24 protein-coding genes and 1 tRNA gene are annotated in these 22122 nt (G+C 41.4%); 10 read left to right on the forward strand and 15 right to left on the reverse strand.

The features are described from left to right. The first annotated feature begins 453 nt into the window (after positions 1 to 453). Positions 454 to 535 (forward strand) — tRNA-Leu (locus tag MJ257_RS21880). A gap of 44 nt (positions 536 to 579) precedes the next feature. Here the strand turns inward: MJ257_RS21880 and MJ257_RS21885 are convergent. Both MJ257_RS21885 and MJ257_RS21890 read right to left on the reverse strand, forming a co-directional pair. Continuing rightward, positions 580 to 1827 (reverse strand): site-specific integrase, encoded by a 1248-nt coding sequence (locus tag MJ257_RS21885; RefSeq protein ID WP_240271238.1) that lies wholly within the window; start codon positions 1825 to 1827, stop codon positions 580 to 582. Positions 1828 to 1902: 75 nt separating this feature from the next. Then, positions 1903 to 2184 (reverse strand): helix-turn-helix domain-containing protein, encoded by a 282-nt coding sequence (locus MJ257_RS21890; RefSeq protein ID WP_240271239.1) that lies wholly within the window; start codon positions 2182 to 2184, stop codon positions 1903 to 1905. Positions 2185 to 3179: 995 nt separating this feature from the next. Here MJ257_RS21890 and MJ257_RS21895 point away from each other — a divergent pair. The 4 genes from MJ257_RS21895 (at position 3180) to MJ257_RS21910 (ending at position 7157) form a co-directional block, all read left to right on the forward strand. After that, positions 3180 to 3914 carry a hypothetical protein gene (locus tag MJ257_RS21895; protein WP_240271240.1) on the forward strand — a complete coding sequence of 245 codons (735 nt, stop codon included), beginning with the start codon at positions 3180 to 3182 and terminating at the stop codon, positions 3912 to 3914. 123 nt (positions 3915 to 4037) lie between these two features. Beyond that, a complete protein-coding gene (locus tag MJ257_RS21900) occupies positions 4038 to 4445 on the forward strand; it encodes a hypothetical protein (RefSeq protein WP_240271241.1) in 408 nt (135 codons plus the stop codon). After that, a complete protein-coding gene (locus MJ257_RS21905; protein ID WP_240271242.1) occupies positions 4415 to 6337 on the forward strand; it encodes a DUF2326 domain-containing protein in 1923 nt (640 codons plus the stop codon). The genes MJ257_RS21900 and MJ257_RS21905 overlap by 31 nt, the downstream gene beginning before the upstream one ends. Further along, the gene (locus MJ257_RS21910; RefSeq protein WP_240271243.1) at positions 6321 to 7157 is read left to right on the forward strand and encodes a hypothetical protein; all 837 of its coding nucleotides are present in this window, start codon (positions 6321 to 6323) and stop codon (positions 7155 to 7157) included. The genes MJ257_RS21905 and MJ257_RS21910 overlap by 17 nt, the downstream gene beginning before the upstream one ends. 592 nt (positions 7158 to 7749) lie before the next feature. On the opposite strand, the gene MJ257_RS25030 is transcribed toward MJ257_RS21910, so the two are convergent. The 6 genes from MJ257_RS25030 to MJ257_RS21935 all read right to left on the reverse strand — a co-directional run bounded on the left by MJ257_RS25030 (position 7750) and on the right by MJ257_RS21935 (position 11228). Next, entirely contained in the window at positions 7750 to 8025 is a 276-nt protein-coding gene (locus MJ257_RS25030) for a helix-turn-helix domain-containing protein (RefSeq protein WP_372489876.1), read from the reverse strand. Positions 8026 to 8117: 92 nt separating this feature from the next. Next, positions 8118 to 8315 carry a helix-turn-helix domain-containing protein gene (locus MJ257_RS21915; protein WP_240271244.1) on the reverse strand — a complete coding sequence of 66 codons (198 nt, stop codon included), beginning with the start codon at positions 8313 to 8315 and terminating at the stop codon, positions 8118 to 8120. A gap of 83 nt (positions 8316 to 8398) precedes the next feature. Continuing rightward, on the reverse strand, positions 8399 to 8788 hold the full coding sequence (locus MJ257_RS21920) for a sigma factor-like helix-turn-helix DNA-binding protein (protein WP_240271245.1): 390 nt from the start codon (positions 8786 to 8788) through the stop codon (positions 8399 to 8401). Between the two features lie 270 nt (positions 8789 to 9058). After that, positions 9059 to 9478, reverse strand: coding sequence for an arsenate reductase (thioredoxin) (gene arsC, locus MJ257_RS21925; protein WP_240271246.1), 420 nt, complete (start codon positions 9476 to 9478; stop codon positions 9059 to 9061). Between the two features lie 25 nt (positions 9479 to 9503). Next, on the reverse strand, positions 9504 to 10799 hold the full coding sequence (locus MJ257_RS21930) for an arsenic transporter (RefSeq protein WP_240271247.1): 1296 nt from the start codon (positions 10797 to 10799) through the stop codon (positions 9504 to 9506). A gap of 102 nt (positions 10800 to 10901) precedes the next feature. Continuing rightward, entirely contained in the window at positions 10902 to 11228 is a 327-nt protein-coding gene (locus tag MJ257_RS21935) for an ArsR/SmtB family transcription factor (RefSeq protein ID WP_240271248.1), read from the reverse strand. 170 nt (positions 11229 to 11398) lie between these two features. Between MJ257_RS21935 and MJ257_RS21940 the strand changes: the two genes are divergently transcribed. From MJ257_RS21940 to MJ257_RS21955, 4 genes are all read left to right on the forward strand, one after another. Beyond that, positions 11399 to 11848 (forward strand): MarR family winged helix-turn-helix transcriptional regulator, encoded by a 450-nt coding sequence (locus tag MJ257_RS21940; RefSeq protein ID WP_240271249.1) that lies wholly within the window; start codon positions 11399 to 11401, stop codon positions 11846 to 11848. Between the two features lie 119 nt (positions 11849 to 11967). Next, a complete protein-coding gene (locus tag MJ257_RS21945) occupies positions 11968 to 12174 on the forward strand; it encodes a hypothetical protein (RefSeq protein ID WP_240271250.1) in 207 nt (68 codons plus the stop codon). Between the two features lie 25 nt (positions 12175 to 12199). After that, a complete protein-coding gene (locus tag MJ257_RS21950) occupies positions 12200 to 13015 on the forward strand; it encodes an arsenite methyltransferase (protein ID WP_240271251.1) in 816 nt (271 codons plus the stop codon). Between the two features lie 22 nt (positions 13016 to 13037). Then, entirely contained in the window at positions 13038 to 13538 is a 501-nt protein-coding gene (locus MJ257_RS21955; RefSeq protein ID WP_240271252.1) for an arsinothricin resistance N-acetyltransferase ArsN1 family A, read from the forward strand. A gap of 433 nt (positions 13539 to 13971) precedes the next feature. Here the strand turns inward: MJ257_RS21955 and MJ257_RS21960 are convergent, their stop codons facing one another. Then, positions 13972 to 14247 carry a hypothetical protein gene (locus MJ257_RS21960; RefSeq protein WP_240271253.1) on the reverse strand — a complete coding sequence of 92 codons (276 nt, stop codon included), beginning with the start codon at positions 14245 to 14247 and terminating at the stop codon, positions 13972 to 13974. Positions 14248 to 14395: 148 nt separating this feature from the next. Here MJ257_RS21960 and cypC point away from each other — a divergent pair, with 148 nt between their 5' ends. Then, positions 14396 to 15655 (forward strand): CYP152 family fatty-acid peroxygenase CypC, encoded by a 1260-nt coding sequence (gene cypC, locus MJ257_RS21965; protein WP_240271259.1) that lies wholly within the window; start codon positions 14396 to 14398, stop codon positions 15653 to 15655. A gap of 305 nt (positions 15656 to 15960) precedes the next feature. Here cypC and lspA read toward each other — a convergent pair whose 3' ends face one another. The 6 genes from lspA to MJ257_RS21995 form a co-directional block, all read right to left on the reverse strand. Further along, positions 15961 to 16446, reverse strand: coding sequence for a signal peptidase II (lspA, locus tag MJ257_RS21970; RefSeq protein WP_240271254.1), 486 nt, complete (start codon positions 16444 to 16446; stop codon positions 15961 to 15963). Between the two features lie 77 nt (positions 16447 to 16523). After that, positions 16524 to 18914, reverse strand: a complete 2391-nt coding sequence (locus MJ257_RS21975) for a heavy metal translocating P-type ATPase (RefSeq protein ID WP_240271255.1) — start codon at positions 18912 to 18914, stop codon at positions 16524 to 16526. Beyond that, positions 18907 to 19275 carry an ArsR/SmtB family transcription factor gene (locus tag MJ257_RS21980; protein ID WP_240271256.1) on the reverse strand — a complete coding sequence of 123 codons (369 nt, stop codon included), beginning with the start codon at positions 19273 to 19275 and terminating at the stop codon, positions 18907 to 18909. Before MJ257_RS21980 ends, MJ257_RS21975 begins: the two co-directional genes overlap by 8 nt. A 79-nt stretch (positions 19276 to 19354) precedes the next feature. Next, a complete protein-coding gene (gene lpdA, locus MJ257_RS21985; protein ID WP_240271257.1) occupies positions 19355 to 20764 on the reverse strand; it encodes a dihydrolipoyl dehydrogenase in 1410 nt (469 codons plus the stop codon). A 40-nt stretch (positions 20765 to 20804) separates the two neighbouring features. After that, positions 20805 to 21458, reverse strand: a complete 654-nt coding sequence (locus MJ257_RS21990; protein ID WP_308193245.1) for a CadD family cadmium resistance transporter — start codon at positions 21456 to 21458, stop codon at positions 20805 to 20807. A gap of 129 nt (positions 21459 to 21587) precedes the next feature. After that, a partial coding sequence (locus MJ257_RS21995) for a class I SAM-dependent methyltransferase (RefSeq protein WP_240271258.1) occupies positions 21588 to 22122 on the reverse strand: 535 nt, incomplete at its 5' end.

Raw genomic sequence — 22122 nt, forward strand, 5'->3', positions numbered from 1 at the left:
TTCCTTTGCCGGTGTGGCGGAATTGGCAGACGCGCGCGACTCAAAATTGTACGCGCCTTGTGTTTTGCGCGTAAAACCGTTCCGTTCCTTGATATATAAGGTTTTTCCAAAGAGGGCACCGCGCTTTTGTCGGTAGACCCGCACCAAACTCCCCAAAATTCAGCCGATTTTGGAAGACCGCGCTTTTGTTAAGATGTTACGCGGTCGAGTTGTACGCGGCTGGTGTGTCGAGGATAACTCGATGTAGTATGCAAGTCAAGCAAGGCAAATTGAATATTTTTACTTTGCCGGTGTGGCGGAATGGCAGACGCGCTCGACTCAAAATCGTGAGCGTAAGTCAAAGATTTATCCGCTAAAGCCTTGATATAACTGGATTCTTCAAAAAGTGTTTGAAAAGTTCTCTCCTGTAGTTCTCTCCTTTGTCCAGAGGAGCAATGGAGACCATTAAAATGTGCCGGCGTGGCGGAATGGCAGACGCGAACGACTCAAAATCGTTTGGGAAACCGTGGAGGTTCGAGTCCTCTCGCCGGTACCATATTAGCAGTCGATAGTTCATTAGATATTTTCTAATGAGCTTTTTTATATTTTTATGACTTTATTCATTTTATTCGCTGAAGATACTTTGGTACTGAACTCCAGGTGAGAATAAATATTAGCTGTGGTGGAATAATCACTATGTCCCAGCCATTCTTGAACCTCCTTCATGCTTACACCATTGGCTAACAGCAAGCTGGCACAGCTATGACGAAGATCGTGAAAGCGAATGTGTGGCATCTTAAACTTTTCTAAGGTTGAATTAAAGTTTTGGCTGATGTAGTTCGGTTTTATCCGATCCCCCAATTGATCTACGTAGATATAGTCCAAATAGTCCCAGCAGTACGTTTCTTTGAACTGATGCTGGTTTATATCCTGTTGATATTTCAAACGAACTAGAAGGTCGTAGAAGGTGTCTACGAGCGGTAGTGTGCGGCGACTAGGCTTGTTCTTTGTTCTATCCTTTTCAATAGTGATATACTTGCCGTTTAGCGAGCCTGTAGTGACCGTATGTTTGATTGTAATGGTTCGATGAGTTAAATCAATTGCTGACCATTTTAACCCAACGACTTCGCTTCGTCTTAGACCATAAAAGGCAGCTAGAATAACGCCTAATTCCAATTTTTTTCCCCTTACAATGTCTAAGAGCTGATTTACTTGATCTGCACTGTACGCTTTACCTACGAAGGGCTCTTTTTTAGGGCGAATAACCTTATCAGCAGGATTGGTATCAATTCGTTCAGTTATGAAGGCAAGCTGAAGCGCCGAACGAATATTGGCGTGATAATGAATAACTGTATTAGCTGAAAGTTTCAATTCATCAATGACGTAACTATAGAATGCTTGAATGTCTTGGGGTTTTATCCCTTTAAGCGTAATGTTCTTCTCTCTGAAATAGGGTACAATTCGGACCTTTACAGCGTTTGAATACGAGATGTAAGTAATAAGCTCAATACTGGGTTTCACAGTTTCCAACCACTCAAGCATGTAATCTGCGAATAAGGTTTGGTCAACAGCAGTATCAGTTTCCCCTGTCTCTAATATAGGCTCAACCGCTTTTGCTGCTCCTACTTCTTCACTGGAGACTTCTTTATTCGGCTCCTCCTCGGCTTGTTCATCGACCTCTACAAAATTGCGCCGCGTATCGAGCAGCAAGGCTTCAGCTTTCTTTTTGTTTCCCTTTACTTTAAGACCAGTAGGAATCCATTTTGGCTTTCGCTTTCCATTTTGATCTTTGCAGTTTAAAACGATGTAAAAGAGTCCTTTTTTCTCCTGTAGGTGGCCTGCTATCATGCCGTTCCTCCTTTAATTAGCAGCCCCCTATACCTACCATTGACACTATAATTATAACATAGTTAACACATCAGTTCAATGCGTTAAAGTGTTAAAGTCGATTGTCGTATCTATTTGCTGCGAATGCATCAATGATTGGAGGTAGGCAATAATTTGGTTTTTAGGTATCTTGTATGCTCGCCCGATTTTAAAGTGAGGAATTCGATTCGCCTGTAAAAGCTTATACGCGCTTTTGCTGCTAATTCCACCGAGCATTTCGCATAGTTGTGGAATATTAACGACGTCGGGGTATTGTTGAAACATGGATGTAAGCAGATGCTTTGTGTCCTCGGGCAATGGAACGGATTGTTCTGACATGACAAAGACCCCCTTTCAAATGGATATGTGTACGTGCCGCGGTGGGCCGTGTGCATAATAAGTAGGCATCACTATGCTATTCATCTCCATAGGGTTAAGGATAAGTGTTGTTTCAAGCTGCTGACGGTAGGTCAGCATCATAGCTCCGACTTTATGACGAAGCTCCCCCTCATCCGAGCGAGCTGCCCCCAATGCTGTGACGCTGGCCGGGCAGAAGTATCATAATCCCTTTCTCTGGTTATGGCGATTCATCCCACCCACAGGATGATTTCAGCCGGAGAGATGGTCGCTCAAGCCCCATTAAAGGGACTGTCATGGCGCTTCCGCTTCGTCGCTTCTGGTTTTCACAGTAGAGAAAGGAACGTACCTGAAACAAGCAATATGAAGCTTTCAAGGATCGAGGTGCAATCAAGGGTAACATTAATTCTGATGATTGCTTCCTGTTATATAAGTGGGGATTAGGAAAGAAAAAGGCAACTGCATCCTCAAATTTTTTTAAAATAGAAAAGATTAAAGTACGAGAAAACAAGGACAGCCATGTGAAGTATACTCCACATGGCTTGCCCGTGTTTATTTGTAACGATTAAGATCAAAGCGACGAATAATTGGATACTTGTTAGGTTGATATGTACAAATAGTTTTATGCTTAGAGATTCTTCAAATTACCTTATACTTGCTTAGTAGAAGAATGTCATCTCACTTACTTCTAGGTTTGCAAGAAACAAATCTTTCAGATGATAGGCAATTAACGCAGCACCAAACTACTGGCTATCGTAAACTATCCCAAGATCAAATTGTTTGATGAAGAACGAGTAGTATACGGCAAAGACAGTTTTACATCTTAAAGTTCGATATAGTCCTTCTATATCTGGATTTGACTACTGAAGGATGATTATAGCTGTAAAGTCTTGGGATAAAAGGAGGATATATAGGGTGAGGTGTCGAATACACGTAACAATTACCCATCTCTCTGTAGCATAAGGCAGGTGATACTTTTGGCAATGATTAACCCCAGTGAACCAGAGAAGCAATCGATTATTGATACAATTCATGCCATGTGTCCTACATTTGAGCAAATGGCTAGGGTGTGTCGTGTAATTCTTCAAGAGCCCCCCAATGATGTTTATCCGCAACATTCAACTACACTTCAAGCTTTGAACGCAATGGTAGATCGATCAGTACAAAAAGGGGTTGCTTCGGATTTAATTACTGAATTTGAATCAACCATTCATAGAGTTGGAAGCGCCAACTCTATTTTCCGACCTATTGATGCAGACTTGGCCATTCAATTCGGAGATATGTTTACTTCATTACTGCAGACTCTTGAACAGATGGATGACTCTGAATTAGAACAATATACTGCCGAAATTGATAGAGCAGATATGACTGATTTTAAGGACAAGCTCGAAAATAAAGCGAAATTTTCTAAGGATAAACAAGAACATGCAATGAGAAGTAGAGTGGAAATTTCTGTGTTGCAGCGACTGGCCAAAAAATTAGGATACCGCAAATATAATAAATTAAAAAGAAAAGTGATGTTTTTGTATTTCCGTATTTGTGATACCTATCCAGCAAGTCAATATACAGCGGATTTTCGGTATGAAAGGCTATTCGAATATTTATATGCTCAGTTACCTACTCAAGTTCGGAGTTATTATGATGACTGCCTTGAACAAATTACAGGAGTTATTTTTGATACAACATATGATTGTTACATTTTTAATGAATGAGGGTGAACTACTCTGTTTAAACGTAATGTTGAGCGAGAATTAGCAACGTATGATATTGAAGAAAGCGGCTCCTTAAACGGGCTAATATTACTAATACTGTTGAGATACATGCAAAAGTGTTCAATGAATCAACTTGCTTGCGCAATGTATCTTATACGATTTTCTAATGTACTCATTGAATTTTTAGATGAGAAAGAGAAACTAGAGTTTCTACAAATTGTTCCTAGGTGGGAATTTGGAAACCTTGATACTATGCTTGTTCCGTATATTAATCAAAAATACGATGTGCGTTTCATTAGAGGGATTAAAGAACTCCTAGCTAAAGGGTTAATAGGAATCAAAGATGAATTGGTTCATATTGTTCCATCATTTAATATTTCAATTGAGAGTGAGCTAATAAGACGTATCCAGAAAAAAGCCTATTATGCGAGTCGTATTGTAAAGGAAACGAATATTACATCATTAAATAAAAAAATTTCACAAATATCAGGAGAACAACTATGGGGAAAATTCTCTTTATCAACCGAGTAGCAGTAAACCCTCCGAAAGGGAAGACAGATGTTACATTCAGGGCTGGTTTGAATGTAGTTCGTGCTACCCTAATTGCTAATAATTTAAAAGAAATGGGAGAAAACCAGCCTGGGATACGTAATAGTGTGGGAAAAACAACTTTTGCTCATTTACTTGACTATGGTTTGGGGAAAAGCAATTTTTTGTATAAAGATAAAGCTTATGGACGTAAAACGTTGGAGTCACATGAGTTATTAATGGAATTTCGAATCAATGTGGAGAAGTACACTGTTCAACGAAATCTTGTTAAAGGTGACATTTGCATCCTTCATAAAGGATGGATAATCAACGATCTTTTGGAAGGTAATCAAATTAAAGGTGAGAGGTATCCAGTTAAAGATTATAGGGATTTGTTAGAGGATAAACTTTTTTCTGGGGCCAATATTTATGAAGACAAGAGATTTATATCATTTCGAGACGTCATGCAAATGATTTTTAGAGACCAAGTTGGTGGTTTTGAGGCTATTGATAAAACTGGAAACTATACTGTTAGTGCTGACGCGAAGCGGAAACTGCAACAATTCCTATCAGGATTGACTACCTCAGAGACATTGGGTGCAGATATGAAAGTAAGTAATGCGGAAGAGGCCGAAAGAGAAGCAAAAAAAGCGTTTGATATCATTAAAAAGTATGTAAGGCACAAAGTTAATCAGGCAGAAGAGCTTATTAGATCGGAAGCAGAAACTGTTTTGGAACAAATATCAGTAAAAGATGAGGAGAAAACAGTACTTAAGCAACAATTGATTTTACTCCAACAGCGTAATGACGTTCGTATTGAGCAGAAACAAGCACTTCTTCAGCGAAAGTTAATGCTCGCGCGAGAAGAGAACCTATTAAAAGTGAGAATGGAGAACTTTCAAGCTACACTTAATGAAGTGCAAACTGAAAAGGAAAATTTTGAAACAGCTCATCATGCCTACCAACTATTGGATCCATATGAGTATGAGAAATGCCCAGTGTGCTTGGTGCCTATTACAAATGATCCATCTTTTAAATGTCCTAGAAGAGCTGAAGAACGAGAAGGCTCATATGAAGCATTGGAGACGATGCAAACTATTTTGTCTAATGAGCGACAGGATTTAATGGAAGCCATTGATGAGTTAAATCAAAATCTAAAAGAATTTAAAGTTGAAATGTCTGAGCTTGATAATAAAATCGACGAGATGAATCTGGAAATTTCACAGGATGGTAATGAAATACTTGGAAAGATTAATGAAATCGAAACTGAGCAACATTCGCTTGAAGAAAAACTGGCTGGATTAAGGCAGGATTTAGAGTTTTTTAGAGACAATGAAGACTATAAGAGAAAACATGGCTTGGCTAAAGATCAACTTACAATTGCAAAGGCAAATAGAAACAGAATTCAACAACAAATGGAAGATAGTATTGAAAGTTTAAAACAGTACTTCCATGAGATTGTTTCATATTTGTATTTCAATAATAGAATCGGTTTGTTTCAATTGAGTGAGAGAGCTAAGAATTTTCAAGCTGAGATTAGATATCTCAATTTAAGTGAAGGTAGAGATACTGGGGCCGCGGCAATAACTTTAGCAGTTATTGCTTTTGATTTAAGTTTGTTAAAGTTAGCAATAGAAAAAGATACACCTCATCCGAGACTACTTGTACATGACTCACCCAATATAAATGACATCGACCCTGCTGTCTATAACAGGATTTTCACCTATGTTAAAGATGAGCTTGAACAGTCATTTATTGATAAGCATATGGAGCCAGAATTTCAGTATATTATCACAACTATATTAATGCCAGAAGAGCTAGCTAGTGACCCATACATTAGGTTAGAACTAAATAATAACGGAGATGAGGGGAAACTTTTTGAATTCACATTTTGAAAACAACTTAGGTAATCAACAACGTTTAATTAATTTTTTGAAGCAATCATTCTCCGAAGAAGAGATCTATGCACTGGGACGGATGTTAGATTTGGAAAAAGAAGATTATGTTGGTAGAGGCATGACAAAGCAACAATTATGTGGAGCTTTTGTAGAAATGCTAGCTCAACGATTGTTATTTGATAGACTTTTTGTATTGCTGGAGTCACCTTCATTTAACCGTTCTAGAATGTATCAGGAATTTATTGACTTGGGATTGAAAGAGCCACTTTCTGACAATAGGTTAGCGCAGGTAGTTCAAAGATGTTATGAAAAAAATGAAAGTGGTCATGAAAATACTACTTTCACAGATTGGCTTGATTCATGGAAAAAATCGATGGTTCTGGTTCTAGGGAAAGACAATACACCGGAATGTTGGAATAGATTATCAGCAATTTGTGACGAACTGAGGAGGCTAGGATATTCGCCGTATTTAATTAAAGACCAACCGGACATTGGACATCTTACCAATGAAGAAAAGATGCTTGCCTATGCAGCCGTGTCAAGATTTGTCGTTATTGAAAAGTCAGAGCCATCTGGACATATTGATGAAGCCCATATTTGTGCAATAAACCGTTTTGTAGGGGTTTGGATTAAAGAAGAGGGCAAGGGAGATACCTGGATGCAAGGTGATTATGAAGTGAGTTATCTGAATATAAGAAGCTTCACTTATAAGGCTGAAGAAATAAACGATGCGATTCGTGCAGGGATCGATTGGGCAGAACAATATCTCACTGAAAAAGAGGCACAACTAAATTCGTTATATCCTTTCAGAAGATGAATCGACTGTTAGAGTGCTACAAATTAGTATTCGATAATTTTTGTTATCTTGCAGAGGTCGCTAATCAGATCGATCAAGCCGCAATTCAAAAGTTTAACTATTTAAGTAAGGATATTATGGGGAAATGTTGTGAAGACGTGGTTTACCATTAGCCGCTCCTGATTGACATTGAAAAGAAGAACACACGATATAATGTGTTCGACAAGTCGATAATGGATAGGTGGCAGATGGGGATCATTGATCCTTATGGATGGGCTCAAGTGGTTTGGGGGGGCTCAGAGTTATTGATTCGTGTTGATTTTATGTAACGTTAAGGACAAATTTAATGGTGGTAACAGCGCATGTAAGCTCTGTAGGGAAACTAAAGAATTAATTAATTCACATATAACACCTGAAAGATTTTATAAATCTCTTTACGATGACAAATAGCGAACACCACTCATCCCCTTCAAGAGGTAAATTTTCTTTTATGCAAAAAGGTCAGCGTGAGTATATGCTATGTAATGAATGTGATAGAGACTTGCTAGGGCCTTATATAAATTGAAGTGACATAGCAGTTTAAACGCTTATACAGGGGGAACAACGGCTATGACTAAGGGACGTTCCACAACATGGCAAGAGAGAATTGACATTGTCTTGTACTGCCTTGCAAATGGACAAGATTACACGAAAACAGCGAAGCAGCACGATTACGAGTGCGGATCGCTAATCCCTCGTAACCATATAACTGATAACGACGTCGCCATTTGGCTATTGTAGACTTGTTCAAACCGTACTTCCTGACAGCTCCCTTTACTCCAATATGGCCGCTTTCAATCTCTTGAAGGATAGCTAACTTCTCAGTAGTACTAAGCTTCTTTTTAGACATGAAAAAACTCCCCTTACAGTAACAGGTTTTATTATTTCACCTGTCTACCGTATGGGGAGCATATCAGCATACTCCGCATGGCTTGTCCGTTTTTATTCGTAACGACTAAGATCAAAGCGACGAACTGCCAAGATAAAGGCAATCGTCAACTGTTGTTTGCAATCCTCATCAATGGTTCCATTTCGCTTGGCGTATTTATTAATAACTGGCTCATAACGGGCAATTAATGTGGCTTCTGCTTCTTTGTCACCTTTTTGTGCTAAATGGAGTAGAGTAGAAACGCTATTCATGTTTATCCTCCTTTTTATCGTCCAGATGTGAATGATAAGCGATGTATGATAAAAAGGGAGGACTGCGACAAGCAAACGAGCCTTTACTTCTCCATGATTCTTTTAAGCTTCACCAGAACGTTTGATTTCATTTTGGAAACTGCTTGTCTGCTGGTTCCTAAAAGTCGAGCAATTTCCTTGTCTGTTTTATCCTCGTAATACTTGTGGTACAATAGCCTTTGTTCTTTTGATGTAAGATGCGATATTTCAGAAATTTGAGAAAGAACAGGAACATTTTGAGGTTGCGGCATGTCGTGGTGACGAACTAAAAAGTTGATATTGATCTCGAAAGTGACAGCATCCAAAGGGACAACATAAGCTGAATCACGCTTCAGCTTCTCAAAATAATCTTTTTGAGCGTGCTGGAGACATGCTTTAACGTAACTGCTGAACGCTCTTTCAACTAAATCATTAACGCCAACTCCCAGTGTCATAAGTTTCCATCTCCTCTCTGTAATTAAATGGGGAGCAGAGTCGAAAAAGGCAACCTTCAATCAAAAAAATTAAAAAATGGAAGCTATACTACTATTTTCGTCGTTTACCAACTTGTAATGAATGTAGCCCATGTCAGAATATGCTCAACAATGACGAAATGATGAAGTGCATTTGTACAGAGAGAAACTCTAAAAATCAAAAGCGGGCGTTGTCCTAAATAAAGGATACGCCCGCTTTTGGAAATAACGTATTTTATTTTTAATAAGCAATCAGTTTCCCGTTTCAGCAAATTTTTGAATTCTCTCCCCGATTTGATCGCGTACACGTTGGAATACAGCCCACTTTTCTTCATCTGTGCCTTGAGCTTTTGCCGGATCATCAAAGCCCCAATGCTCCCGTTTCACTTTAGGCGGTGTTACAGGGCATTTATCTGCAGCATCGCCACAAAGGGTTACAACCAAATCAGCGTTATTAAGAATCTCAGGATCAATAATATCGGAAGTTTGGTTCGAAATATCAATTCCTACTTCCTTCATTGCTTTAACTGCATTCGGATTCAAGCCATGTGCTTCGATTCCTGCACTAAACACATTCCAACTATCTCCAATATGTTTTTTCGCCCAACCTTCAGCCATCTGACTCCGGCAAGAATTGCCGGTGCACAAAAAGTACAGTGTTTTCTTTTCCATGTCATTATCTCCTTTTATATGAACATTACAAAATGGTTAACCACAGGTACAAGCCAAGCAATGTAATAAACAGAGTTGGAATGGTCAGGATTATTCCTGTTTTAAAGTAGGTCCCCCAAGAGATCTTGACCCCTTTAGAAGACAGTACATGAAGCCATAGCAGCGTCGCCAATGAGCCAATCGGGGTGATTTTAGGACCTAGGTCAGAACCGATGACGTTGGCGTAAATCAGAGCTTCCCGGATCGCTCCGGATGTATGGGTAGAATGGATTGCAAGCGCATCTATCATAACGGTAGGCATGTTGTTCATTATTGATGACAGAATGGCCGAAATAAAGCCCATTCCCATTGTCGCCATGAATAATCCTTGATCAGCGGCAGCTTGAATAACTTGTGCAAGCAAATCAGTAAGGCCGGCGTTCCGCAGTCCATACACCACTACATACATCCCTATTGAGAAAAACACGATTGCCCATGGAGCACCTTTGAGAACTTCCTTAGTAGGTACGACACTGCTTCTTTGGGCCATCAACAGGAACAAAAGCGCAATGACACCGGCAATCAGGGAGACCGGAATATCCATAAATTCGCTGACAAAATAGCCAATTAAAAGTACAGACAGCACATACCAGGACAAACGAAACATCACGGTATCCTTGATGGCATCGGCCGGTTCTTTTAACTGTGCAGCTTCAAAGCGCCGCGGAATACTCTTACGGAAAAAGAAGTACAGCACCAAGATGCTGGCAGTTAGAGAAAACAGATTCGGAATAATCATCCGGCTTGCATATTCACTAAATCCGATACCGAAAAAATCGGCAGAAACTATATTAACCAAGTTGCTGACGACAAGTGGAAGTGAGGTTGTATCCGCGATAAACCCACTCGCAATAATAAAGGGGAACACTTTTTTCTCATCAAAATTCAAAGCCCGAACCATTGCTAATACGATGGGTGTCAAGATGAGCGCAGCTCCATCATTGGCAAAAAATGCAGCAACTACAGCTCCAAGGATACTGACAAATACAAACATACGTATGCCGTTCCCACGGGCTGCTCGGGCCATGTGCAGCGCGGCCCATTCAAAGAAACCAATCTTATCCAAAATCAGTGAAATGATGATGATTGCCACGAAAGCCAACGTTGCATTCCAGACGATCTGAGTTACGTCCAAAACGTCTTGAAAATCGACCACACCTACAAGTAGTGCTAACACCGCGCCACCACAGGCAGACCAACCGATGGATAATTTTTTGGGCTGCCAGATCACGAGTGTTAATGTTATTAGGAAAATGACACATGCCAATACAACGGATACCATTTTAAAGCCTCCAATTCACGTTCTGCTGGATTCACCGGCTAAAGGAATTACATTCGCAAATCATTATATAACTATACAATTATATAATCAACAGAAGAAATATTACTTGCAAACCGAAGTTATTTCTTCTTTGTTCAGGAAAGATAAGATGCTTTTCGGATCAGGAGTGAAATCCAATACTGCCTTAATATATGGTTTATCCTCTACGTTCAAGGAGTAATATACCCATTGTCCACGCTTATTTTCCTTTACAATACCTTGAGATTTTAATTTTCTTAAATGTTGACTCACGCCGGGTTGGGAAATTTCCAAGATCTCAACAAGTTCACACACACATAATTCCCGATCTTTCAGTAAAGACAATATGGTGAGCCTTGTTTTATCACTTAGAAGCTTTAACTTATCAGCCATTTCATTAATCGGTTCCAAGATCATCCCCCCTGTATCAATTTCAGAAAACGTATTATATAAGCGCATATTTATATATTAATCTTATCAGGCTTAATAATCAATATGACTCTGCATATTGATTTAATCAAAAAAATACTTGCAATTTACAAGTTAAAGTTGTATAAATTTATCAAGAGGTGAACAAGACAATGGAAAGCACTCGCGAGCTTTTTCAAATAATGACCCGCCGATTTGGTTTGCTGAACAAAAGTTGCTGTAGCGTAGGTGGAAATGATATATCCACCGTTCAAAGTCATATTTTATTTGAAGTAGACCGTCAGCATAATCCCTCCATGCAGCAAATAGCGGATACATTGGGAACAGATATTACTACGTTCAGCAGACAAATACAGTCATTAATCAAAATGAACTTGATTAAGAAGACACCGGATTTAACGGATCGCCGGATTTCAACTCTCGCTTTGACCACCGAAGGAAAATACGTAGCTACAACGATTGATCAGCAAATGAATGCTTTTCTTGATGAAGTTTTTTCTTATATGACCGAGTTTGAAAAAGACACGGTTGTTCGTTCCATAAAGCTCATGAATGAAGCTATGGCGAAATCAGAAAAATGTTGTAGACCCGTCTCGGGATAATCTTTTTTGCTTTACACTTGTATGTTACAAGTTTTAGTCTTGGTCATAAACCTAAAAGATGTTACAGCTATATGCAGATAGTCTATCCAGCAAAAATACATCATTTAAGGAGGTTCTGTATGTTTGATAATCTATTCGCCGCTGAATACATGATGAAATTGCATGAGATGGAATTGCAAAAATCTACTCGTGAAGCTTGGAAATGGTCCGCAGTGAAAAGCAAAAAGCCGCTGCTGGGTTTTATCCTCCGTTTGCGTCATGCAAAAATGAATGAATCTCATGTTACTTGCTGTTCGGCGGAAACAAGCTTTGCGCCTTGCTGCTAAACTCAAAGTCGAAGGAGTGTATAAAGTGGGGAAATTATCTAATGATGAAATTCGTCAAAACGTTCGTAATCGTTATAAACAAATTGCCATTAGTGAAGCTAAAACGGATTCATGCTGCCAGACAAGCGATAACCAAGCAGCAAGCTGCTGCAGTACCCAAACGGATTTCGATGCGATTTCAACAAAATTAGGTTATACAAGCAACGAATTGACCTCCGTACCTGAAGGAGCTAACCTTGGCTTGGGATGCGGTAATCCTCAAGCCATAGCGGAAATGAGGACGGGGGAAGTTGTCTTGGATTTAGGTTCTGGTGGAGGATTTGACTGCTTCTTAGCCGCGAGGCAAGTAGGAGAGACTGGCAGCGTTATTGGTGTAGATATGACTCCTGAAATGGTAAGTCGGGCGCGAAAGAACGCAATTAAAGGAGGGTTCACCAATACTCATTTTCGTTTAGGGGAAATTGAACATCTTCCCGTTGGCGATAACCGAGTAGATGTGATTATTTCTAACTGTGTCATCAATCTTTCCCCGGATAAGCAGCAGGTATTCAATGAAGCATTCCGTGTTCTAAAACCTGGCGGTCGGTTGGCCATATCTGATATTGTCACCACGGCAGAACTTCCACCAGAGATCAAAAATGACTTGAATGAACTGTATTCAGGGTGCATTTCAGGAGCATCTGCCATTGAGGAAATTAAAATGATACTTCAGCAAAGCGGCTTTAGCGAAATTTCAATCGAACCAAAGGATGAATCCAAATCTTTTATCAAAGATTGGATTCCAGGTGGTAATATCCAGGATTACATTGTTTCTGCCGTTATCAAAGCAACCAAATGTTAGTCAACGAATTGGAGGAACTGTTGTGAGTTCAGGTATAATCACCACAAGAAAGGCTTTGATCGAGGATATTGAGCAAATTTTAGACATCTACAATCAAGGAATCGAAGATCGAATCGCTACACTTGAAGTAGAGACTAAAAGCCTGTCATACATGGAAAATTGGTTTCGAGAGCATCAAGGTAGGCATACTGTTCTGGTAGCTGAAAAAGATGGGAAAGTTGTTGGGTGGTCTTCTTTAAATCGCTATTCACAACGATGTGCTTATGATGGCGTAGCCGATTTGTCTATCTATGTAGATCGTGAATATAGAGGGCAGGGTATTGGAAGTTCCCTTCTACCAGCCCTTGAAAGCGAAGCGAAAGCAAACGATTTTTATAAAATCGTGATCTTCACCTTCCCATTTAATGAAAGTGGTCAAGGACTGTATCGAAAAGTTGGATATCGGGAAGTCGGTGTGTTTGAAAAACAAGGTTTACTGGATGATAAATTCATAGATGTAATGATTATGGAAAAACTGCTTTAACCTAATACTGCTAGTGAATGCTGCAGCCTTTTTGGAGTAACGCGATGCTCCTACACTGGAAAGCCAAATGATCATACTACATTCATCCTGCCTATTTTTTGGGTGGATTTTTTCTGAGAAAATCAAAGGCACGATTGATCGGATATCGATTTAAAAAAGTAGGTAAAAGCTGACATCCTGCTTCACCTTGAAATGAATGGGGTCCAGAAACACGATAGCATAATCTGATACGCCGACGCGTAAGAAAACGATTCACTTCATGTTGTTAGACATTAAAATATTTAACTAATGACTCGCTAAGGTGGGCTTTTCGTATTATCAGGTTAGCCAGTAATTACTGGCTAACCTGATAATACGAAAAGCGTGCCATAAACGGGGTAACACCAGCAAAGTAGATGGTTATACATGTAAATTAGGTGTTTACCTGAATTATTCAGCAGATAAAAAGATTCATCCTGCCGCCGGATATGGTAATTTCACGGAACAACGACGACTTCTCGAAGCAAATGGGGGTCAAAACCTGCGGATAGGTCAATCCGCGCGAAGCCGACATATGGATGAAGAGAGGGTGCCGAACGGGGCGTTGGTTCGCTGATGGAGAGCGGAACAACGTCGCGGAGGATTTTGCCGTCCTGGACGAACGCTCTTTCAAAGTACGAAGCCAATATCTTAACTGATCTTCCTGTCGTCTTTGTTCTTTTTTCGTCATGAGACAAACTCCTGCTAATTGAAGTTGCCTCGTTTTCTCATGAATTCGGGTAACGCAGAAGGTGTGCTGGGTTTGCCGCTTACGAATAAAAAGGGAATATTTTACCAATAATAAGAATCATTACTCATGAAGAATGGAGTTGAATGATATGTCAAATACAAATCAAATGCCTCGGGAAGAAGGAATAGACCATACCTTGAGCCTTATGAGAGAAGGATATATGTACATTTTGAACAGACGTCACAGTTTTAATTCTGATGTATTCGAGACCCGAGTGTTTGGAAAGAAAGCAATCTGCATGGGAGGAAAGGAAGCTGCGGAAGTTTTTTATGACACTGAAAAATTCAAAAGGAAAGATGCAGCACCAAACCGGGTGGTACAAACACTGTTTGGCAAAAATGGTGTTCAGGCTTTAGATGGAGAGGCCCATAAGCACCGTAAGGAAATGTTTATGTCGATCATGTCTCCTGATGGACTTGAAAAACTGACCGAGATTACAAAAAAACAGTGGGAGATGGCAGTGGAAAAATGGGAACTGATGGATGAGGTTGTTCTTTATGAAGAAGTGCAGGAAATTATGTGCCGGACAGCCTGCCAGTGGGCTGGTGTACCGGTACGAGAAGACGAAGTGAAGAAGCTGACAAACGATTTGGAAGCGATGTTCGAGTCGGCAGCTGCTATCGGTCCAGCTCATTGGCTAGGGAGACATGCACGGAATCAGGTAGAAAAGTGGATCGAAGAACTCATTAATGAGATTCGTGATGGGAAAGTGCTCCCCCCTGAAAATACTGTATTACATAGGTTTGCCTGGCATCGCGATCTAGAAGGAAACCTTTTGGATACAGAGACCGCTGCTGTGGAAGTGATCAATATTTTGAGACCGATTGTAGCTATCGCTATATTCATCAATTTCACTGCGCTGGCAGTACATCATTATCCGGAAGAAAGGAGGAAACTTGAATCCGGCGATGAAAAATATGCTCAGATGTTTATACAGGAAGTACGCCGCTTTTATCCGTTTTTTCCGTTTGTCGCGGCACTGGTAAAAAAAGATTTCACCTGGAACAACTATAAATTTGAAGAAGACACATTAACTTTGTTAGATCTTTATGGCACCAATCATGATCTTAAAATATGGGACAATCCTGAGGTATTCAATCCGGTTCGGTTTGCCGAATGGGACGGAAGCCCCTTCAGCTTCATTCCGCAAGGTGGTGGCGATTACTTTATGGGACATCGCTGTGCCGGTGAGTGGGTCACCATTGAAGTCATGAAAGTGAGTCTCGATTATTTAGTGAATCGCATGAATTATGAAGTTCCTGACCAGGATTTAAGTTTCAGTATGGTCAACATACCAAGCATTCCCCATGGTAAAGTAGTGATCAAAAATGTTAAGCGAAGGACTTAATTTGAAGAAAAAAACATGTACAACCTAAAAATCTATTACACACAGAGTGAAATGAAATATCTGGATCATCACAAAAATAGCCTAACAATGCCAGTACCGGATTAGATCAGGGTGGTTGTGATAATTGGGGAAGTTTGTTTTATGTATTTCTGGCGGCGGTCGCCAATGTGATCGGCGGCCTCGTTTTTTTGTTTAAACGTGACTGTTCGCGCAAGGGATTGAATGCTTTGATATCTTTAAGCGCAGGAATTTTAATCGCTATCGCCATTTTGGATTTTATTCCGGAAACTTTGGAGCATGATTCCTCAAGCCCGATTTTCATCTGATCTCTGACTCGATGCCTTATCCGCTCTGGATGCCCGGAGCGTGTCAATCATGACCATAATAACACCTGTCGTGATAAACACATCCGCCATGTTAAATACCGGATAATTGATAATTGTTAACTCAAACATGTCCACGACTTCGCCATGTAGAGCGCGATCTACAAAATTACCCAGCGCCCCTCCAAAAATCAGCACTAAGGCATAAGAGAGAAATTTTTCCCCACGATAGATTTTGCGCAAGTAGATGATAATACCAAAAAGCACGAGGGCAGTCACCAAAATAAAAAACAACCGCTGGTTTTGCAAGATGCCGAACGCGGCACCCCGATTTCGAATGGATGTCAATTGGATAATGCCTGGAATAAGCGGTATCTTTTGATTGATTTCCATATAAGCCGCCACACTCCATTTGATCCATTGATCAATGGCAAAGGCGATAAAGGCTACAACATAGTAATGAAGCACAAGTGCACTTCCTTTCAAAGGAAAGAGTCAGGGGTATTCACCCCTAACTCAACCTGAATGTTTTGTTTTATGTCTCCTTATTCCTTGACTCTCATCAGTCGCAAACCGTTTAACGCAACCAGGAGTGTTGCTCCCATATCGGAAAGGATAGCAATCCAGAGCGTTAACCAACCAGGGATAACAAGTAGTAAAGCAATGGTCTTAATAGCAAGCGCAAACGTAATGTTTTGCTTGATGATGTTTAAAGCTTTACGGCTTAATTTGATTGCGAATGGAAGCTTTCTTAAATCGTCCCCCATTAAAGCCACATCTGCCGTTTCAAGAGCGGTATCCGTACCGGCTCCGCCCATGGCAATCCCAACAGTAGAAGCTGCGAGCGCTGGAGCATCATTGACACCATCGCCAACCATGGCGACATTGCCGTAATCGGCTCGGAGCTGTTTAATAAAGTCTAATTTATCCTGCGGCATCAGTTCGGCCTGCACATCCGATACGCCAACATGTCCGGCGATCGCATTGGCAGTACCTTTGTTATCACCGGTAAGCATGATGGTTTTTTTGATCCCAATCTGATGCAGCCTTTGAATAATTTCCTTACTGGATTCACGCACCTCATCGGCTACCGCAATCACCGCGAGGATTTCTTTGTCTGTGCCGACGATCATAGCCGTTTTGCCTTGGTTTTGCAGTTTCATAACCAGTTGCTCTTGTTCGTTACTAAAATGAGCTGTAGCTAATTCTTTAAAGAGTTTCAGATTACCAATATAATAGATGGTTCCGTTTACCGTACCCTTAATCCCTTTACCGGTGATGGACGTAAAGTCGTCAACCATGACGTCAGAATAAGAAATATTCGCTTCTTCTGCTTTTCTCATGATGGCCGAAGCAAGTGGATGTTGGGAACGATACTCTAAAGCGGTGATGATCGACAACAACTCGGTTTCATTCGTCTTCTTGCTAAATACGTTGAAATCCGTTACAACAGGGACCCCTTTTGTGAGCGTGCCGGTTTTATCAAAGGCGATGGCTTTTAAGGCACCCATTTCTTCGAGGTAAATTCCCCCTTTGACAAGGACGCCATTTTTCGCTGCATTTCCGATTGCAGACACAATCGAGATCGGAGTCGAAATCACGAGTGCGCAAGGACAACCAACCACAAGAACGGATAAGCCTTGATAGACCCAGGTAGCCCAACTTCCATCAAAGAAAAGTGGCGGAAGTATTGCGACTAACGCTGCAATGATCATAATAACTGGTGTGTAGTATTTCGCAAACTTATCGACAAAGGCCTGTGACGGAGCACGTTCTCCCTGCGCTTCCTCGACAAGGTGAATAATCTTCGCAATGGTCGTATCATCGACCAACTTGGTTACTTTGACTTCAAGCAAGCCTTCTTCATTTAAGGTCCCCGCAAAAACCTCATCATCTACCGTTTTGCCAACGGGAACGGACTCACCGGTGATCGCGGCCTGATTCACGGCAGAGTTACCGCTGACTACCACACCATCCATGGCAATCTTTTGACCGGGTTTGACGATCATGATATCGCCAACGGCGATGTCATCGACATTGACCATCATTTCTTGTCCGTTGCGCCTAACGAGTGCTTCTTTCGGTGCAATGTCCATTAAGGAACGAATCGATTGTCTAGCCCGATCCATCGAGAAGCGTTCCAACGCTTCACTGATCGCAAAGAGGATAACCACAATTGCACCTTCGGCCCATTCCCCAATGATCGCAGCTCCGATTATGGCAACTGTCATGAGTGTCTTCATGTCAAATTCAAATCGCAACAAGTTTTGAAAACCGACTTTAAAGAGCGAGAATCCCCCAATCACAATAGAGGCTGCAAATAACAAGGAAGTGATTAAGTTTTCTTCCCCATTTACATATTGAGAAATATATCCAAAAACCACCAATAAGACTGCATTCAACAATGTGCTATGTTTTTTATAAAACGGTTCTTTCGCTTCTTTGATGCCCTCTGGTTTCGCTTCCCGTGCCACTTTTTCCGGGGTCACTTTTAAATTTTCAAATGCACCAGCTTTCTCCAGTTCTTCAATGGTGGCATTACCGTATATGGCGATTTTCGAAGCCCCGAAATTCACTTTCGCATCCCGAACCCCCGGAAGCTGCTTCACGTTATTTTCAAACTTCCCGGCACAATTCGCGCATGTAAATCCTTGAACGTTGAATACGTTTTTTTCCTCGTTCACTTCCGGTTTTGCCACCCGTACCGGTTTTTCTGGAATGATTTTAAGTTTCTCAAATGCCCCGGCTTTCTCCAGTTCCTCAACAGTGGTTTCGCCGAAAACGGCAATTTTTGAAGCGCCAAAGTTTACTTTCGCATCTTGAACGCCCGGCAATTGCTTGACATTATTCTCAAATTTCCCGGCACAATTCGCGCATGTAAATCCTTCAACGCGGTACACGTTTTTGTTCTCTAATGGTTCAGCCACTTTATTCAACGCCAACAACCTCCTTTTGATGCTCAATGGCAATTCTTATCATTTGTTTAAGCTGCTCATCCCCCAATGAATAAAACACGAGCTTCCCTTCCTTCCGATAATTCGCAATGCCCATGTTCCGCAGCAGCCGTAAATGATGGGAAGCCGTCGCCATCGTGGAGCCGATAATGTTGGCCACATCACAGACGCATAACTCGTCTTCATCGCACAGGGCATAAGCAACCTTTAGCCGCGTATGGTCTGCAAGCACTTTAAAGATTTGCGCCATATCCTGAAAATCATTTTTGCTTAATTTTCCCCGGACTCGATTGACCTTATCCTCGTCATAACAAAAGATTTCGCATGTATCTTGGTTCTTCATTTTTCCCATCACCTCAATCTAATGTTCATTTGATTATTATATTATGCTTGCACCATTGGTTTGTCAAAGGCAAACAAAACTAAATATGAATGGGATGGCCAAGGGCAACTTCTGCCGCTTCAGCCGACAACTCCCCAAGTGTCGGATGCGCATGAATCGTGAGGGCTAAATCTTCCATGGTCGTTCCCATTTCAATCGCCAAGGCAATTTCCGGAATCAAGTCGGACGCGTTTGTCCCGACGATTTGCCCGCCAAGGATCAAACCTGTTTTCTTATCGCCTACCAGCTTGACGAATCCCTCGGACGTACTCAAAGAGAGAGCACGCGCATTTGCCGCAAACGGAAACTTACCCACCATGATGTCATATCCTTTCTCTTTGGCTTCAGGTTCGCTAAGTCCTACGGAAGCAATTTCCGGATCGGAAAACACGACCGCAGGTATCCCTTTATAGTCGAAGGCACTTGGCTGGCCAGCTATAGCTTCAGCAACCACTTTTCCTTCGTATGAAGCTTTATGCGCCAGTGCAGGGCCAGGGATAATATCGCCAATCGCATAAATGTGAGGAATAGATGTTCTCCCTTGTTGATCGACTTCAACCAGTCCCCGGTCGCCAATTTTTACTCCAATCCGGTCAAGACCGAGTTCACCATCGGTATTGGGTCGGCGTCCGACTGTGACAAGAACATAATCGGCCATCACTTGTTGTTCTACCTGATCTACCGTAAAGGTAACCATGATTTCATCAGCCGACTGTTGTGCGGATTGAGCCATAGCGTTTGTGTACACCGTAACACCAAGGGAATCAAGATTTTTTTTGACAATCCCGGTAATTTCACTCTCGAATCCAGGCAGAATCGACGGAGAACCTTCCAAAATGGTTACGTTCGTGCCGAACTTCGCGTACATTTGGCCTAGCTCAATACCGATATAGCCACCGCCGATGACGACCATCCGCTCAGGGATTTCGGTAAGGGAGAGTGCTTCCGTGGAGGACAAAATTCGATTTCCATACGGGAATGCTTTTAATTCAATTGGGCGCGATCCGACAGCAACGATACAATCGTCAAATTGGTATCGGAGCGATTCTTGTTCATTATAGAGACGGGCTTCCCGATCATTAATGAACAGCGCCTCCCCTTTGAAGACCGAGATTTCATGCTTTTTGAGTAAGGATTGAATTCCCGTTTTGAGGCGATTCACCACTTTCGACTGTTTCCACTGTTGAATCTGTAAAAAATCAAGCTCAATGCCTTTCGCTTTTAACCCGGATATGCCGCTTTCCAGCATTTGTTCATAACGATGCGCCGCGGATATAAGCGCTTTGGACGGCACGCAGCCGCAATTGAGACATACACCTCCGAGTTCCGATCTCTCCACCAGCAACACTTTCTTGCCAAGCTGCGCAGCTCGTATAGCTGCAACATAACCCCCCGAACCACCGCCGATTACCAACAGCTGAGTGTGCATGCTTGCATCACCTACTACCATTGTGTTTCCCTCCAGTTCGTCATTTCGATTTTCATGAACGTTATCCAAACAGCCTTATGAGATATGCAAATGAATCACCATGCAGCATGATCGAAATACCTAATGCGATAAATACCAGTGGAACAATGACACTTCCGTACTTTTCCAGAATCTTTAGAATGGACGGGAAGCTTGCCAGCCGATACGCCAGGAAACACCATACCGCGACCATCAAAAGGAACACAATCGCGATGGATAAAAGTGACGCATTGCCCTGGGTCGTAAAATACGGAATGTATATGCCCAGGTTATCCCCCCCGTTGGCAAAGGTAATCGCAGCGACCTTACCCGTTAGTGGTCCAAACAAACGGTTGTTTGAAGGTTGTGACTTTAGATTGCCCAATTTCTCAAGCGCTTCCTCTGCCTCATCTTCTTCCTCCTTTTTGAAGAACATTCGGATACCGAGATAAATCGGTATCAGCCCGAGAAAACCGGCCCATTCGGGTGGCAAAAATGTAAAACCGAAAGCCCCTAATAGGCTCAATACAACGAGCAATCCGAACCCAAGATATTGCCCTAGAACAACTTGTGTGTGCCGCGCTTTCTCAATCTGTGCGAAAAAGATCATCAGCACAAAAATATCGTCAACGTTTGTCACGATGAACGTGCCAATAGCGGAAAGAATTAATGTGAGTGACATAGCGATTTGCTCCATCCAATTGTAGATTTACATTGTTCTTATATCCAAATACTTATTTGATTAAACATACCAATTTAACAAAGGTTTACTCCGGCCAGCTTTTTGGGGCAGTCGCAGCGAAGCTAACTTCACCGTAATGCTGTTTTATTTCTTCGCTTTGTATAAAGAAAGGGTTCCGTATACTGTCATGAACCTATCCGTCTCTTTAGATTTAGCAAACCCGGCCTTATCAATGATTTGCGGTATCAGGCCATTTACATTATCTGCTGTCGTTTTAAAACCATCGAGGATTTGGATTGAAAGGAACGCAATGCGCATGAGTCGATTTTGCGCCTTTCCCCAATCCGCTATGTGAAGTTCACCTTGTGGTTTAAGTACACGAAAAATTTCTTTTAGTGTTCGGAGTTTATTTTCTAAAGTCAAATGATGAAACATTAGACTTGTGATAACACGATCAAATGAATGATCAGGGTAGGGAAGTTCAAACGACATTCCTTGATTAAATACAATGTCCATTCCCATATCCACTGTTTTTTTCTCTGCAATTCGGAGAACATTCGGATCAATATCGAGTCCGGTTACTTCAGCTTTCGGGTAAGCTTGTTTTAAAAGAAGGGTTAATGTACCGGTCCCGCATCCTAGATCAAGCACTCGCTGCCCCGAATCAACTTGAATTTGT

The organism is Paenibacillus timonensis, from assembly GCF_022427145.1.
Classification (GTDB): domain Bacteria; phylum Bacillota; class Bacilli; order Paenibacillales; family Paenibacillaceae; genus Fontibacillus; species Fontibacillus timonensis.